This is a genomic window from Streptomyces sp. NBC_00775, assembly GCF_036347135.1.
GTDB classification, from domain to species: domain Bacteria; phylum Actinomycetota; class Actinomycetes; order Streptomycetales; family Streptomycetaceae; genus Streptomyces; species Streptomyces lutosisoli.
Map to the genome: position 1 here is coordinate 4,966,933 of NZ_CP108938.1, position 14,816 is coordinate 4,981,748.

Consider the following 14,816-nt stretch of genomic DNA (forward strand, 5'->3'; position numbering starts at 1 on the left):
GACACTACGCACCCCTACGGCCCACCCCACGAAGGAGTGGTCTTCTTCACGTAAGCAGGGCACCCAGAGCAATCATCCCACTACTCTTGGTGAACATGAAAATTGCTTTCGTCGGAAAGGGCGGCAGCGGCAAGACGACCCTGTCCTCCCTCTTCATCCGCCACCTCGCCGCCTCGGGGGCGCCGGTCGTCGCGGTGGACGCCGACATCAACCAGCACCTGGGGGCCGCGCTCGGCCTCGACGAGGCGGAGGCCGCCGGACTGCCCGCGATGGGCGAGCGGCTGCCGCTGATCAAGGACTACCTGCGCGGCTCCAACCCGCGTATCGCGTCCACCGAGACGATGATCAAGACAACGCCGCCCGGCGAGGGGTCACGGCTGCTGCGGGTGCGCGAGAACAATCCGGTGTACGACGCCTGCGCGTGGCCGGTGGAACTCGACGGGGGCGCCATCCGTTTGATGGTCACCGGCCCGTTCACCGAGGCCGACTTGGGAGTGGCGTGCTACCACTCCAAGACCGGTGCAGTGGAGCTCTGCCTGAACCATCTCGTCGACGGCCAGAGCGAGTACGTCGTCGTCGACATGACGGCGGGCTCCGACTCCTTCGCGTCCGGCTTGTTCACCCGCTTCGACATCACGTTCCTCGTCGCCGAGCCGACCCGGAAGGGAGTCTCCGTCTATCGGCAGTACAAGGAGTACGCCCGCGACTTCGGCGTCGTCCTGAAGGTCGTCGGCAACAAGGTGCAGGGCCAGGACGACATCGACTTCCTGCGCACCGAAGTCGGTGACGACCTCCTGGTCACCGTCGGGCACTCCGACTGGGTGCGCGCCATGGAGAAAGGCCGCCCGCCCCGGTTCGAACTCCTTGAGCAGCCCAACCGCCGCTCCCTGCGCACCTTGCAGACCGCCGCCGACGCCACGTACGAACTGCGTGACTGGGAGCGTTACACGCGCCAGATGGTGCACTTCCACCTGAAGAACGCGAGCAGTTGGGGCAACGAGAAGACCGGGGCGGACCTGGCCGCGCAGGTCGACCCCGGCTTCGTCCTCGATGAGCGCTGCGCAACGGCTACCGCTCAGCTGACTTGAGCGCCCCGACGCGACGCGACACCCGCCGACGGACGGAGTCCGACGCAGCTCCCCGAAGCCCGCGAAGCGGTGCGAGGGGTGCAAAGAAGAGAGGTCCGGGGCGGACCTGGCCGCGCAGGTCGACCCCGGCTTCGTCCTCGATGAGCGCTGCACAACGGCTACCGCTCAGCTGACTTGAGCGCCCCGACGCGACGCGACACCCGCCGACGGACGGAGTCCGACGCAGCTCCCCGAAGCCCGCGAAGCGGTGCGAGGGGTGCAAAGAAGAGAGGTCCGGGGCGGACCTGGCCGCGCAGGTCGACCCCGGCTTCGCCCTCGGTCACGGCCTGGTGGCTACGGCATGAGCGACCGGCCCGGCCCGACAGCCGCTACGGCTTGACGGCCGGTGCGCCGGGGACACCCTTCGGGGCAGGGGCGGGGCGGCCCGAGAGGAAGGACGCCCAGCCCTGCTTCGGGGCCTCGCCGACCTTGAGGCCGCGGAGCTTGTCGAGGGTGGCCGGGTCCTGGGCGTCGAGCCAGTCGGCGAGCTGGCGGAAGGAGACGCAGCGCACCTCGGACTTGGTGCAGACGCTCTCGACGACCTCGTCGATGGCGCGCATGTAGTTGCCGCCGTTCCAGGACTCGAAGTGGTTGCCGATGACCAGCGGCGCGCGGTTGCCGTCGTAGGCGCGGTTGAAGCCCTTGAGCAGGCCGTCACGCATCTGGTCGCCCCAGTACTCCTGCTTGTCGGGGTCTCCCTGGGTCTGGGTGCCCGACTGGTTGACCATGAAGTTGTAGTCCATGGTGAGCTGCTCGTAGGAATGGCCAGGGAAGGGCACGAGCTGCATGGACAGGTCCCACAGGCCCTCCCTCTTGTCGGGCCAGAGCTGGTTGTTGACGCCGCTGGTGTCGTAGCGGAAGCCCAGCTGGTGGGCCGCCTTCCTGAAGTTCTTCTGACCCTCCAGGCATGGCGTGCGGGCGCCGATGAGCTCCTTGTCGTAGTCGAAGGGCAGCGGGGACGCCTTCTTCATGCCCGTGTTGGTCTTCCAGGACTTCACGAACGACTTCGCCTGGGCGATCTCGCTCTTCCAGTCCGCGACCGACCACTGGCCGACCCCGCCATCGCTGCCGCAGAAGTGGCCGTTGAAGTGCGTGCCGATCTCATTGCCCTCCAGCCACGCGCCGCGCAGCTGCTTCACGGTGTCCTTGATGCCCTGCTCGTCGTTGAAGCCGATCTCGGAGCTGCCGGGCGAGTGCTGCGGCGGCCTGTAGAGGTCGCGCTTGTCCTCCGGCAGCATGTACACGCCGCTCAGGAAGTACGTCATCGTCGCGTTGTTGGCCTTGGAGATCTTCCGGAAGTGCGAGAAGAGCTTCTGACTGTCCTCGCCGGCGCCGTCCCACGAGAAGACCACGAACTGCGGGGGCTTCTGGCCGGGCTTCAGCCGCACGGGTCGGGGCAGATGCGGCTGCGCACCGGTGTACGCGGTGGAGCCGTCGCCGATCAGCCGGACCACGCTCTTGGGCGCCGGGGCCCCCGCCCCCTTCTTCGCGCCGTGCGCGCCTTCCTTGGAACCGGTCGTATCGCCGGCGCAACCGGCGAGCGCCGTGGCGCAGGCCGCGGCGAGCGCTACGCCTGCGGCAATCCTCTGGGTGGCGGCCATCTTCCGCCCTCCTTCTTCCTTCGGTCAGGGCAACGCTCACTAGGGCGTTCTGTGGTGATGTGCAGCGATTTGCCGACAGCGCCGTCAAGGTGGCATGGGACCGAGGAGGAATAAATACGACAAGCCGATCAAAAGCTCGGTTCACCCTGGAGGGTGATTTAATGCCCCATTTGCTCCGAAATTCCGCACACGACCTTTACTCTGCATTACGATCCGTTTACCGAGCGTTGAAAATCCCGCCGCTGCACGCCGTGACCCACGGCCGCGATCCGCCCCCCGCCGCTTTGGACGGGGGACCACCTGTTCCGCGACCGCGCTGCCCCGGAGGAGACGGGAACCATGTCTGCCTGCGTCCCCACCCGCGCCGCCGACTCGACTCGGCCGACGCGCACCCACCAGCCCCACAGCCCCCCACCGACCCCGCCCCGCCGATTCCGTATCGCGGGCGCCGACCTCTCGGCCTCGATCGCCGTCTTCCTGATCGCCCTGCCCCTGTCACTCGGCATCGCCCTCGCCACCGGCGCGCCGCTCCAGGCCGGCCTCGTCGCCGCCGCCGTGGGCGGACTCCTCGCCGGCCGGCTCGGCGGCTCACCGCTCCAGGTGAGCGGGCCCGCCGCCGGGCTCACGGTCGTCACCGCCGAGCTCATCCACCACTACGGATGGCGTACGACCTGCGCCATCACCGTCCTCGCCGGAATCGCCCAACTGGGACTGGGCTGCCTGCGGGTGGCCCGGACGGCGCTCGCCGTCAGCCCCGCGATCGTGCACGGCATGCTCGCCGGCATCGGGGTGACCATCGCCGTAGCCCAACTGCACATCGTCCTGGGCGGCACCCCGCAGAGCTCCGTCCTCGACAACCTCCGCGCACTGCCCCACCAGCTGGCGCACGTCCACCCCGCCGCGGTGTCGATGAGCACGCTGACGCTGGCGCTCCTGCTCACCTGGACGCGGATTCCCGGGCGGATCGGGCGCGTGCTGCGCAAGGTCCCGGCCGCGCTCGTCGCCGTCGCCGGGGCCACCGTGACCGCCTCGCTCGCCGGGCTGACCCTGCCCAAGGCCGACCTGCCGTCCTGGAGCAGCCACGCGCTGGCCGGGCTGCCCGAGGGTCCGGTCCTCGGGTTCGCCGCCGCCGTCCTCACCGTGACGCTGGTGTGCAGCGTGCAGTCGCTGCTCGGCGCCGTCGCCGTGGACAAGCTGGTGGCGGGGCGGCCCGAGTTGCGCTCCCGGGTGGGCCGCTCCGACCTGGACCGGGAGCTGCTCGGGCAGGGCGCCGCCAACATCGTCTCCGGCGCGCTCGGCGGGCTGCCGATCGCCGGGGTCGCCGTACGAAGTTCCGCGAATGTGCAAGCCGGTGCCGTGAGCCGGAACTCCACGATGCTGCACGGCGTTTTCGTAGTAGTTGCCGCGCTGCTGATGGTCCCGATCCTGGAGCTGATCCCCCTCGCATCGCTCGCCGCCCTGGTCATGGCCGTCGGCATCCAGATGGTGTCCCTGCACCACATTCGCACGGTCACCCGCCACCGCGAGGTGCTGGTGTACACCGTCACCACGCTCGGCGTCATCGTCCTCGGAGTTCTCGAGGGAGTGGCGCTGGGGGTCTCCGTGGCCGTCGGGGTCGCCATGCACCGCCTCGCCCGCACCCACATCACACTCGAAGAGAAGGAGGGAGTCCATTACGTACGTGTACGAGGGCAGTTGACGTTCCTCGCGGTGCCACGGCTCAGCCGCGCCCTGCATCTGGTGCCCCAAGGGGCTGACACCGTGGTGGAGTTGGACGGCTCGTTCATGGACCACGCGGCGTACGAGTCCCTACAGGACTGGCAGAACGCCCACTTCGCGGGCGGCGGCAGGGTCGAGCTCACCGGGCGGGCCGGGACCCGGATCGCCGAGCCCGCGAGTTCCGCCCACTGCCGTTGCCGGCCCTGGACGCCATGGCGCAACCATCACTGTGAGACCTCAGCGACCCCGCAGTCCGTTCCTTCCGGTGGCCAGCCGGACAGGACGGGGGAGACGACCGACGGCTCCGCACCGAGCGGGCAGGACGGATCCCGAGGGCGGAGCGGGCACCAACTGGCGCGCGGCATCAGCGCGTTCCAGCGGAACACCGCGCCCCTGGTGCGGGGTGAGCTGGCACGGTTGGCGCGGGAAGGGCAGCGGCCGTCCCAGCTGTTCCTGACCTGTGCCGACTCGCGGCTCGTCACATCGATGATCACCTCCAGTGGTCCGGGTGACCTCTTCGTCGTACGGAATGTGGGCAACCTCGTGCCGTTGCCCGGGGAGGAGAGCGGGGACGACTCGGTGGCCGCGGCGATCGAGTACGCGGTGGACGTGCTGAAGGTGCGGTCCATCACGGTGTGCGGGCACTCGGGGTGCGGGGCGATGCAGGCCCTGTTGACGTCGGAGCCCGGAGGACCGGTCACGCCGCTCAAGCGGTGGCTGCGGCACGGGCAGCCGAGCCTGGAGCGGATGGCCGCCAAGGACCGGCCGTGGGCGCGGCTTGCCGGGAGGGCACCCGCCGACGCGGTGGAGCAGCTGTGTCTGACCAACGTGGTGCAGCAGTTGGAGCATCTGCGGGCGCATGAGTCCGTGGCGCGGGCCCTGCGGGAGGGCGTGCTCGAACTGCACGGGATGTACTTCCACGTCGGGGAGGCTCAGGCGTATCTGCTGGCCGACGGCGACGGGGGCGAGCTGTTCGATCACGTGGGGGCGACGGAGGATCTGCGCCGTCCCGCGTGACCCGGCCGTGGTGCGCGGCCCCAGTCGGCGGGGCCGCGCGCCATGTATCGGTTGCCGTTCCGCGTACCGACACGTCTACCGGCCCGCGTGCCGGTCAGCGTCCGGTGTCGGGTGAGTGGGTGGTCACGCCTTCCAGGATGGGGTTGGCGCGCTCCACCGGCACACAGGGCTTGATGGCGCCCTTGACCGCGTAGAAGATCACGGAGCGCACCACGCTGCCGGGGTGCTTGCTGTCGTGCAACAGGTTGTTCTCGAACGCCAGGGTGTCACCGCGGTGGAGGGTGATCTTCCAGGTGTCCATGAGGGGTGTGAGGGAGCTCGCCTGTTCGGGCTTGTGCGGGGGCGCGGAGGCGTTGCCCCTGGCCCCGGCGGCCGGGCTGACGTTGTAGTTGCCCGGGATGGCCTCGCCGCGTGGCTGCTTGCACTGGTGGGTGAAGTCGAGGTTCTGGATGTCGACGTGGATGCCGTTCGCGCGCAGCCGTTCGGTGAGTTCGCGCTGGTCGTCCGGTCGCGGTGTCAGGTCGTTCAGCGTGAGCGTGACGCTGCCGTCGCCGTGACGCTCGACCGCGTACGCCTTCGATTCGGCCGGGGAGCCGGGGATGAGCACCACGGCGAGTGCGGCGGCGGCGCAGGCCGCGGCGGCGAGGGCGAGGCGGGGCGGGGCGGGGTGACCAAGCGACGTACTCGCGCGGGCGCTTCAGTCATCCCGGTCTCGCTCACGCCGGTCCCACTCACGCCGGTCCCACTCACGCCGGTCTCGCTCATGCAGGTCTCACTCGCCGTGGCCGCGCCGACTCCGGCCTCGCGCAGTGCGATCTCCCGTTGGAGGTCGCTCAGCAGCCGGTCCTCGAAGGTCGCCTTCGTGTTCATGCCTCTCCCCCGATTCCTTCGGATACCTCGGATACCTCGGATATCGCGGATGTCCCGGATGTCCCGGATGTGTACGTCAGTGGTGAATCGGGCGTGGGCCCAGGTGTGGCGTCGGTCTCCGTGCGCAGGGACTTGCGGGCGCGGTGGAGGCGGACGCGGGCGGTGACCTGGCGGATGCCGAGGGCGGCGGCGGCTTCCGGGAGGGTGAGCTGGTCGACGGTGATGAGTTCCAGCAGGGCGCGTTCGCCCTCGGGGAGGTGGGCGAGGGCGGCGAGGGCGCGGCGGCCCGGGCTCTCGGCGTCGAGTTTGTCCTCGAGGCGGGCGATGTCGTCGGCGTCGAGGAGACGGCGGCCGGAGATCCGCTGGTCGCGGAGGGCTTCGCGGGCGATCCGGCGGCGCTCGGAGGAGACGACGATGGGGGTCCCCCCGCTCGAGCGAAGCCGAGAGTGGGGGGAGGGCGACGCCGTACAGCCAGGCGGTCTCGCTGCCGAGGCCGGGGCGGTAGGTGTCGGCCGAGTCCAGGACCGCGAGGAAGATCTCGGCGGTCAGGTCGGCGGCGGTGTGGGGGTCGTCGACACGCCGGGCGACGAAACGTGTCACGGCGTCGACATGGCGCCGGTAGAACTGTCCGAAGAGCTGTGGATCACGTGTCGCGGCGAGGGGCCCGCCCCGTATCCGTTCCACTCGGTGTCTCCTTCGCTTCGGGGGCACTTCGCCTGTTCTTGGGCCGAGACCCGGGAAGCGTTACCGAGTGAACCCGCCCGCTGGACCGTACGTGGCTGTGTACGTGCCTCTGCCAGGTGCCGCAGCGCAGGGAGAGGGGCGCCACAGCACATGGATAGGTCTAAACCAATTTCGGGTCGGCCCTTGTCACCGGGCCCCCCGGTCTGATGAGCTGTGGCCTGGGACACAACGGACACCCTGGGAAAGGGAGATGTCGTGAGCAACGAAAGCCTGGCCAACCTGTTGCGCGAGGAGCGCAGGTTCGCGCCGCCCGCAGACCTGGCCGCGAATGCCAATGTCACCGCGGAGGCGTATGAGCAGGCCAAGGCTGACAGGCTCGGCTTCTGGGCCGAGCAGGCCCGTCGGCTGACCTGGGCCACCGAGCCGACCGAGACGCTGGACTGGTCGAACCCGCCGTTCGCCAAGTGGTTCGCCGACGGGAAGCTGAATGTCGCGTACAACTGCGTGGACCGGCATGTCGAGGCTGGGAACGGTGACCGCGTCGCCATCCACTTCGAGGGCGAACCGGGCGACAGCCGGGCCATCACCTACGCCGAGCTCAAGGACGAGGTCAGCAAGGCGGCCAACGCCCTGACCGAGCTGGGTGTCGGCAAGGGTGACCGGGTCGCCGTATACCTGCCGATGATTCCCGAGGCCGTCGTCGCGATGCTGGCGTGCGCACGGATCGGCGCCGCGCATTCGGTTGTTTTCGGTGGGTTCTCCGCGGACGCGATCGCCACGCGCATCCAGGACGCCGACGCCAAGCTGGTCATCACCTCCGACGGCGGCTACCGGCGCGGAAAGCCGTCCGCGCTCAAGCCGGCCGTCGACGACGCGATCGAGCGGGTGGACCAGGTCGAGCACGTCCTCGTCGTACGCCGTACCGGGCAGGACGTCGCCTGGACCGAGGGCCGCGACGTGTGGTGGCACGAGATCGTCGAGCGGCAGTCCGCCGAGCACACACCGGAGGCGTTCGAGGCCGAGCACCCGCTGTTCATCCTCTACACGTCCGGGACGACCGGGAAGCCGAAGGGCATCCTGCACACCTCGGGCGGCTACCTCACGCAGGCCTCGTACACCCACCACGCCGTCTTCGACCTCAAGCCGGAGACCGACGTCTACTGGTGCACGGCCGACATCGGCTGGGTCACCGGGCACTCGTACATCACGTACGGGCCGCTCTCGAACGGTGCGACGCAGGTCATGTACGAGGGGACGCCGGACACGCCGCATCAGGGGCGGTTCTGGGAGATCGTCCAGAAGTACGGCGTCACCATCCTGTACACCGCTCCGACCGCCATTCGTACGTTCATGAAGTGGGGGGACGACATCCCCGCGAAGTTCGATCTCAGCAGCTTGCGGGTGCTGGGGTCCGTGGGTGAGCCGATCAACCCCGAGGCGTGGGTCTGGTACCGGAAGCACATCGGTGGGGACCGTACGCCGATCGTGGACACGTGGTGGCAGACGGAGACCGGCGCGATGATGATCTCGCCGCTGCCGGGGGTCACCGAGACGAAGCCGGGGTCGGCGCAGCGGCCGCTGCCGGGCATCTCGGCGACGGTCGTCGACGACGAGGCGCGGGAAGTGCCGAACGGTGGCGGCGGATACCTCGTCCTGACCGAGCCGTGGCCGTCGATGCTGCGGACCATCTGGGGTGACGACCAGCGGTTCCTCGACACGTACTGGTCGCGGTTCGAGGGGAAGTACTTCGCCGGGGACGGGGCCAAGAAGGACGAGGACGGGGACATCTGGCTCCTCGGCCGCGTCGATGACGTGATGCTCGTGTCCGGGCACAACATCTCGACGACCGAGGTCGAGTCGGCGCTCGTCTCGCATCCGTCGGTCGCCGAGGCGGCGGTCGTGGGGGCGGCGGACGAGACGACCGGGCAGTCGATTGTCGCGTTCGTGATCCTGCGGGGGACGGCTTCCGCCGAGGATGAGGGGCTGGTGGCCGCCCTTCGCAATCACGTGGGGACCACGCTCGGTCCGATTGCCAAGCCGAAGCGGGTGCTGCCGGTGGCGGAGCTGCCGAAGACCCGGTCCGGGAAGATCATGCGGCGGCTGCTGCGGGATGTGGCCGAGAACCGGGAGCTCGGTGACGTCACCACGCTGACGGACTCCACGGTGATGGACCTGATCCAGGCGAAGCTGCCGGCGGCGCCCAGCGAGGACTGAGGGTTCCCCCACCCACCCGCCCTTTTGTGTCTGGGGGCACTGTGTGCCCCCAGACCCCGTAGGCCGGTTCGTCGGCTGCGGGCCGGTGGGGGCCGTTCGCGCAGTTCCCCGCGCCCCTTAAAGGCGCGGGGCTGCACCGCGGGTTCTTTAGGGGCGCGGGGAACTGCGCGCCCAGCCCTCACCGGTCCGCACCCAAACGAACCACCCCACCTCACCCCCACCCCCGAAGCGCGCCAATGGTCCCTTTTGTGCCTAATGTGAAGATCGCCGCATAGACCCGGCCGCATATTAGGTAAGCTAAGGAAAGCGTCAATAGCGCGACAAGATCGTTCATGGTGTGCCGGGAAGTCTGGTCGGCGAGTGCTCAGTTATGCCCACCCGACCGGAGGTCCCCGCCGTGGCCGCGCCCCGCACCCGTACTCCCACCCGTAGGTTCCTCGGGCGGCTGTCGCTGCCCGAGCGGAACTTCGTCGCGGACGCGCTGCGTACCGAGACCGTGGGTGGCGTGCTGCTGCTGGTCGCCGCGGTTGCCGCGCTGATCTGGGCGAACACCCCGCTGCGGGACAGTTACGAGACCGTCAGCAACTTCCACATCGGGCCCGCCGCCCTCGGGCTCGATCTCTCCATCGAGCACTGGGCGGCCGACGGGCTGCTCGCCGTGTTCTTCTTCGTCGCGGGGATCGAGCTCAAGCGCGAGCTGGTCGCGGGGGATCTGAAGGATCCGAAGGCCGCGGTGCTGCCGGTGGTCGCGGCGGTGTGCGGGATGGCTGTTCCCGCGCTCGTGTACGTGCTCGTCAATGTCGCCGGCGGAGGATCGCTCGACGGGTGGGCCGTGCCCACCGCCACCGACATCGCCTTCGCGCTCGCCGTGCTCGCCGTCATCGGGACGTCGCTGCCGTCCGCCCTGCGCGCCTTCCTGCTGACGCTCGCCGTCGTCGACGACCTGTTCGCGATTCTGATCATCGCGGTCTTCTTCACCGAGACCATCAACTTCGCCGCCCTCGGTGGAGCCGTCGTCGGACTCGCCGTCTTCTGGCTGCTGCTGCGCAAGGGCGTACGCGGGTGGTACGTGTACGTTCCGCTTGCCCTGGTCATCTGGGGGCTGATGTACAACAGCGGCATCCACGCGACCATCGCCGGTGTGGCGATGGGCCTGATGCTGCGCTGCCACCGGCACGAGGGTGAGGAGCACTCCCCCGGCGAGCACATCGAGCATCTTGTGCGGCCGCTGTCTGCCGGGCTTGCCGTGCCGCTGTTCGCCCTGTTCAGCGCGGGGGTCGCGATCTCCGGCGGGGCACTGGGAGATGTGTTCACGCGGCCCGAGACCCTCGGTGTCGTGCTCGGGCTCGTGGTCGGCAAGGCGGTCGGGATCTTCGGCGGGACCTGGCTCGCGGCCCGGTTCACCAGGGCCTCGCTCAGTGAGGACCTGGCCTGGCCGGACGTCTTCGCCGTCGCCACCCTCGCCGGGATCGGCTTCACCGTGTCGCTGCTCATCGACGAGCTGGCCTTCAGCGGCGACCCGGTGCTCACCGACGAGGGCAAGGCCGCCGTCCTCATCGGCTCGTTCATCGCCGCCGTGCTCGCCACGGCGCTGCTGAAGATACGCAACGCCAAGTACCGCGCGCTCTGCGAGGCGGAGGAGCGCGACGAGGACCTCGACGGCATCCCCGATATCTACGAGCAGGAGAACCCGGCGTACCACCTGCGGATGGCGGAGATATACGAGCGGAAGGCCGCCGAGCACCGCAGGCTTGCCGAAGTGGCGGGCGGGGCAAGCGAGGGGAACGACGGTCCGGCATGATCTGACCAGACGGTACAAACAGAAGCACCAGACGGTACAAACAGAAGCAGATGAGGGAGATCGCGATGAGCGCACCCGACGGCAGCCCGGTCGGCGCCGAACGCAGCATCGGCCAGCTGTTCGCCTCGGCGACGACCGAGATGTCCGCACTGGTGCACGACGAGATCGCGCTGGCGAAGGCCCAGCTCAAGCAGGACGTCAAGCGCGGTGCGGTCGGCGGCGGGGCGTTCGCGGCGGCCGGCGCGGTCCTGCTCTTCTCCCTGCCGATGCTGAACTTCGCCTTGGCGTACGGCATCCGGACCTGGAGCGACTGGAACCTCGCGATCTGCTTCGTGCTGTCGTTCGCGGCGAATGTGCTGGTCGCCGTCGTCCTCGCGCTGATCGGCGTGATCTTCGCGAAGAAGGCCAAGAAGAGCCAGGGCCCGCAGAAGGTCGCCGCCTCGATGAAGGAGACGGCGGGCGTCCTGCAGAACGTCAAGCCGCATCCCCGCCCGGAACGGGTCGAGGACACCGTCAAGGCTGTGGCACGCTCGTCCTCATGACGGACCCCGCCACACCTTCGGCGCAACCCACCTCGGCCGTACGACTCGACGGTCCCTGGACGCATCGCGATGTCGCCGCCAACGGCGCGCGCTTCCACATCGCCGAGATGGGGGACGGGCCGCTCGTCCTGCTGCTGCACGGCTTCCCGCAGTTCTGGTGGACGTGGCGGCACCAGCTGGTGGCACTCGCCGACGCCGGGTTCCGAGCCGTGGCCATGGACCTGCGCGGGGTCGGCGGCAGCGACCGCACCCCGCGCGGTTACGACCCCGCCAACCTCGCGCTCGACATCACCGGGGTCGTACGGTCCCTCGGCGAGCCCGACGCCGCGCTGGTCGGACACGACCTGGGCGGCTATCTGGCGTGGACGGCGGCCGTCATGCGGCCCAAGCTCGTCCGCCGGCTCGCCGTGTCCTCCATGCCGCATCCCCGGCGCTGGCGCTCCGCCATGCTCTCCGACGTCAAGCAGACCGCCGCCGGCTCCTACATCTGGGGGTTCCAGCGGCCGTGGATCCCGGAGCGTCAACTCGTCGCGGACGACGGCGCCCTGGTGGGTCGTCTGGTACGGGACTGGTCGGGGCCTCGGCTGCCGGACGACGACGCCGTGGAGACGTACCGCCGCGCCATGTGCATCCCGTCGACGGCGCACTGCTCGATCGAGCCGTACCGGTGGATGGTGCGGTCCATGGCCCGCCCGGACGGCATCCAGTTCAACCGGCGGATGAAGCGGCCGGTTCGCGTCCCGACGCTGCATCTGCACGGCTCGCTCGACCCGGTGATGCGGACGCGGAGCGCGGCCGGATCCGGGGAGTACGTCGAAGCGCCGTACCGCTGGCGGCTGTTCGACGGTCTCGGGCACTTCCCGCACGAGGAGGACCCGGTGGCGTTTTCGACCGAATTGGTCAACTGGCTGAAAGATCCCGAGCCCGATCGGTGACCCTTCGGTGACCGTCCGAGAACACCTGTCCTACGAACAGCCAATTGCCCGGCGCATAGGCCAATTGGGGGCCCGGGGCACGGTTATCGACCTTGGGGCAGGGGCAGACGTCGGGGTATGGGCTGGACGCACGACTACAGTGACGCAGCACGCACACGCCGCTCGGCCTCGGGCCTGAGCTCCCATCAGAGGGGCACCCCGCAGCTGCCGGGCACGGACCCCCAAGTGGGGATTCCGCGCATTCTGCGCCGCCGGGCCCGCTGGGTCTCGGTCCGGCTGCGCCACCCACGCGGCTGAGCCCACCGGGCCCCTCCCACACGCCGGACTACAGCGCGCAGCTGTCGCTGTCCACCTGCTGGTTCGCGGTACGCCCCTTGGTGACGTCCTCCTGGACCTCGTCCGCGGTGAGTGCGTAACCGGTGTCGGCGTTGTCGAGCGACTTCGCGAAGACCACGCCGTACACCTTGCCTTCGGGTGTCAGCAGCGGGCCGCCGGAGTTGCCCTGACGCACCGTCGCGTAGAGCGAGTAGACATCGCGGCGCACCGTCTTGCGGTGGTAGATGTCCGGGCCGTTGGCGGTGATGCGGCCGCGTACGCGCGCGGGCTGGACGTTGTACGACCCGTTCTGCGGGAAGCCGGCGACGATCGCACTGTTGCCGCTGCTCGCGTCCTGGGTGGTGAACTGCAGCGCCGGCGCGTTCAGGTTAGGTACGTCGAGTACGGCGATGTCGCGCTCCCAGTCGTACAGGACGACCGTGGCGTCGTACTTCTTGCCCTCGCCGCCTATCTGGACGGTGGGCTCGTCGACTCCGCCGACCACGTGCGCGTTGGTCATCACACGGCGGTCGCCGAAGACGAAGCCGGTGCCTTCGAGAACCTTGCCGCAACTCTGCGCGGTACCCATGATCTTGACGATGGACTTCTGGGCGCGGGCGGCGACGGCGCTGTTCGCGAGGGCCGGGTCGGGGGGCTGGACCTCGGTGATGGGCTCGTTGGCGAACGGGCTGAAGACCTGCGGGAAGCCGTTCTGCGCGAGGACCGAGGAGAAGTCGGCGAACCAGGTGTTGGCCTGGGCGGGCAGGGCGCGTGACACGCCGAGCAGCACCTTGGAGTTACGGACCTCCTTGCCGAGCGTCGGCAGCGTCGTACCGGCGAGGGCCGAGCCGATCAGCCAGGCGACGAGCAGCATCGCCACGACGTTGACGAGGGCGCCGCCCGTCGCGTCCAGGGCGCGGGCCGGGGACCACGTGATGTACCGGCGCAGCTTGTTGCCGAGGTGGGTGGTGAGGGCCTGGCCGACGGAGGCGCAGACGATCACGACGACCACCGCGACGACGGCGGCGGTCGTACTCACCTTGGTGTCGTCGGTCGCCCAGCCCCAGATGACGGGGAGGACGTAGACGGCGACGAGGCCACCGCCCAGGAAGCCGATCACCGACAGGATGCCGACGACGAAGCCCTGGCGATAGCCCACGATCGCGAACCACACGGCGGCGACCAGCAACAGGATGTCCAGCACATTCACGGAGGTCACCTTGTCATGCGCGCCAGTCGAGCGGGACCTGGTTCTCCCGGTCCCACGGGCGCTCCCAGCCCGCGTAGTGCAGCAGCTTGTCGATCACGCCGGCCGTGAAGCCCCAGACCAGGGCGGATTCGACCAGAAATGCCGGGCCTCGGTGGCCGCTGGGGTGCACGGTGGTGGCGCGGTTGGCGGGGTCCGTGAGATCCGCCACGGGGACCGTGAAGACGCGGGCCGTCTCGGCGGGGTCGACGACACCGACCGGGGTGGGGCGGCGCCACCAGCCCAGGACCGGGGTGACCACGAAGCTGCTCACCGGGATGTACAGCTTCGGCAGCACGGCGAAGAGCTGGACGCCGCTCGGGTCGAGGCCGGTCTCCTCCTCGGCCTCGCGGAGAGCCGCCCGCAGCGGTCCGTCGGTCTTCGGGTCGCCGTCCTCGGGGTCGAGGGCGCCGCCGGGGAACGAGGGCTGTCCGGCGTGCGATCTCAGGGAGCCCGCGCGCTCCATGAGCAGCAGCTCGGGGCCGCGGTCGCCCTCGCCGAACAGGATGAGGACGGCGGACTGCCGCCCCGCGCCGTTCACCGGGGGCAGGAAGCGGCTCAGCTGGAGCGGTTCGACCGTCTCGGCGGCGCGCACCACCGGGGCCAGCCAGTCGGGCAGGCCCTCCTTGCTGAGTGCCACCGAACCGCCCTGCGAGCCATCCGTGCCGTGCGAGTCATGCGTGCCGTGCGTGCCGTATCCGTCGTGCCTGCTGTGCGTGTTGCTCGCGTGCGTCATCGCCACCCC

Annotated in this window: 11 protein-coding genes and 1 pseudogene; 7 read left to right on the forward strand and 5 right to left on the reverse strand. The window is 69.6% G+C overall.

Annotated elements, in window-relative coordinates:
• The first annotated feature begins 95 nt into the window (after positions 1 to 95).
• The gene (locus OIC96_RS22145; RefSeq protein WP_330306159.1) at positions 96 to 1,088 is read left to right on the forward strand and encodes an ATP-binding protein; all 993 of its coding nucleotides are present in this window, start codon (positions 96 to 98) and stop codon (positions 1,086 to 1,088) included.
• 368 nt (positions 1,089 to 1,456) lie between these two features.
• Here the strand turns inward: OIC96_RS22145 and OIC96_RS22150 are convergent, their stop codons facing one another.
• Positions 1,457 to 2,728 (reverse strand): hypothetical protein, encoded by a 1,272-nt coding sequence (locus OIC96_RS22150; RefSeq protein ID WP_330306158.1) that lies wholly within the window; start codon positions 2,726 to 2,728, stop codon positions 1,457 to 1,459.
• A gap of 339 nt (positions 2,729 to 3,067) precedes the next feature.
• Between OIC96_RS22150 and OIC96_RS22155 the strand changes: the two genes are divergently transcribed.
• Positions 3,068 to 5,464, forward strand: a complete 2,397-nt coding sequence (locus tag OIC96_RS22155) for a SulP family inorganic anion transporter (RefSeq protein WP_330306157.1) — start codon at positions 3,068 to 3,070, stop codon at positions 5,462 to 5,464.
• A 94-nt stretch (positions 5,465 to 5,558) separates the two neighbouring features.
• Here the strand turns inward: OIC96_RS22155 and OIC96_RS22160 are convergent, their stop codons facing one another.
• A complete protein-coding gene (locus tag OIC96_RS22160; RefSeq protein WP_330462136.1) occupies positions 5,559 to 6,071 on the reverse strand; it encodes a hypothetical protein in 513 nt (170 codons plus the stop codon).
• A gap of 259 nt (positions 6,072 to 6,330) precedes the next feature.
• Positions 6,331 to 7,018 (reverse strand): annotated as a pseudogene (locus tag OIC96_RS22165) (RNA polymerase sigma factor).
• A gap of 213 nt (positions 7,019 to 7,231) precedes the next feature.
• On the opposite strand from OIC96_RS22165, the gene acs reads away from it, so the two are divergent.
• The 5 genes from acs to OIC96_RS22190 all read left to right on the forward strand — a co-directional run bounded on the left by acs (position 7,232) and on the right by OIC96_RS22190 (position 12,807).
• Positions 7,232 to 9,232 carry an acetate--CoA ligase gene (gene acs / locus OIC96_RS22170; RefSeq protein ID WP_330306155.1) on the forward strand — a complete coding sequence of 667 codons (2,001 nt, stop codon included), beginning with the start codon at positions 7,232 to 7,234 and terminating at the stop codon, positions 9,230 to 9,232.
• A gap of 370 nt (positions 9,233 to 9,602) precedes the next feature.
• Positions 9,603 to 11,033 carry a Na+/H+ antiporter NhaA gene (nhaA, locus tag OIC96_RS22175; protein ID WP_406501864.1) on the forward strand — a complete coding sequence of 477 codons (1,431 nt, stop codon included), beginning with the start codon at positions 9,603 to 9,605 and terminating at the stop codon, positions 11,031 to 11,033.
• Between the two features lie 65 nt (positions 11,034 to 11,098).
• Positions 11,099 to 11,575, forward strand: coding sequence for a phage holin family protein (locus OIC96_RS22180; RefSeq protein ID WP_327430449.1), 477 nt, complete (start codon positions 11,099 to 11,101; stop codon positions 11,573 to 11,575).
• Positions 11,572 to 12,510 (forward strand): alpha/beta fold hydrolase, encoded by a 939-nt coding sequence (locus OIC96_RS22185; protein ID WP_330306154.1) that lies wholly within the window; start codon positions 11,572 to 11,574, stop codon positions 12,508 to 12,510. The genes OIC96_RS22180 and OIC96_RS22185 overlap by 4 nt, the downstream gene beginning before the upstream one ends.
• Before the next feature lie 117 nt (positions 12,511 to 12,627).
• On the forward strand, positions 12,628 to 12,807 hold the full coding sequence (locus OIC96_RS22190; RefSeq protein ID WP_327430447.1) for a hypothetical protein: 180 nt from the start codon (positions 12,628 to 12,630) through the stop codon (positions 12,805 to 12,807).
• Between the two features lie 28 nt (positions 12,808 to 12,835).
• On the opposite strand, the gene OIC96_RS22195 is transcribed toward OIC96_RS22190, so the two are convergent.
• A complete protein-coding gene (locus OIC96_RS22195) occupies positions 12,836 to 14,035 on the reverse strand; it encodes a MarP family serine protease (protein WP_330306153.1) in 1,200 nt (399 codons plus the stop codon).
• Positions 14,036 to 14,048: 13 nt separating this feature from the next.
• A complete protein-coding gene (locus OIC96_RS22200; protein ID WP_406502274.1) occupies positions 14,049 to 14,711 on the reverse strand; it encodes an NUDIX hydrolase in 663 nt (220 codons plus the stop codon).
• Between the last annotated feature and the right edge of the window lie 105 nt (positions 14,712 to 14,816).

Excerpts from the sequence above, each read along its gene's own strand:
- OIC96_RS22145 (WP_330306159.1), top strand. The coding sequence starts at position 96 with ATGAAAATTGCTTTCGTCGGAAAGGGCGGCAGCGGCAAGACGACCCTG.
- OIC96_RS22150 (WP_330306158.1), bottom strand. The coding sequence starts at position 2,728 with ATGGCCGCCACCCAGAGGATTGCCGCAGGCGTAGCGCTCGCCGCGGCC.
- OIC96_RS22155 (WP_330306157.1), top strand. The coding sequence starts at position 3,068 with ATGTCTGCCTGCGTCCCCACCCGCGCCGCCGACTCGACTCGGCCGACG.
- nhaA (WP_406501864.1), top strand. The coding sequence starts at position 9,603 with ATGCCCACCCGACCGGAGGTCCCCGCCGTGGCCGCGCCCCGCACCCGT.
- OIC96_RS22180 (WP_327430449.1), top strand. The coding sequence starts at position 11,099 with ATGAGCGCACCCGACGGCAGCCCGGTCGGCGCCGAACGCAGCATCGGC.
- OIC96_RS22185 (WP_330306154.1), top strand. The coding sequence starts at position 11,572 with ATGACGGACCCCGCCACACCTTCGGCGCAACCCACCTCGGCCGTACGA.
- OIC96_RS22190 (WP_327430447.1), top strand. The coding sequence starts at position 12,628 with ATGGGCTGGACGCACGACTACAGTGACGCAGCACGCACACGCCGCTCG.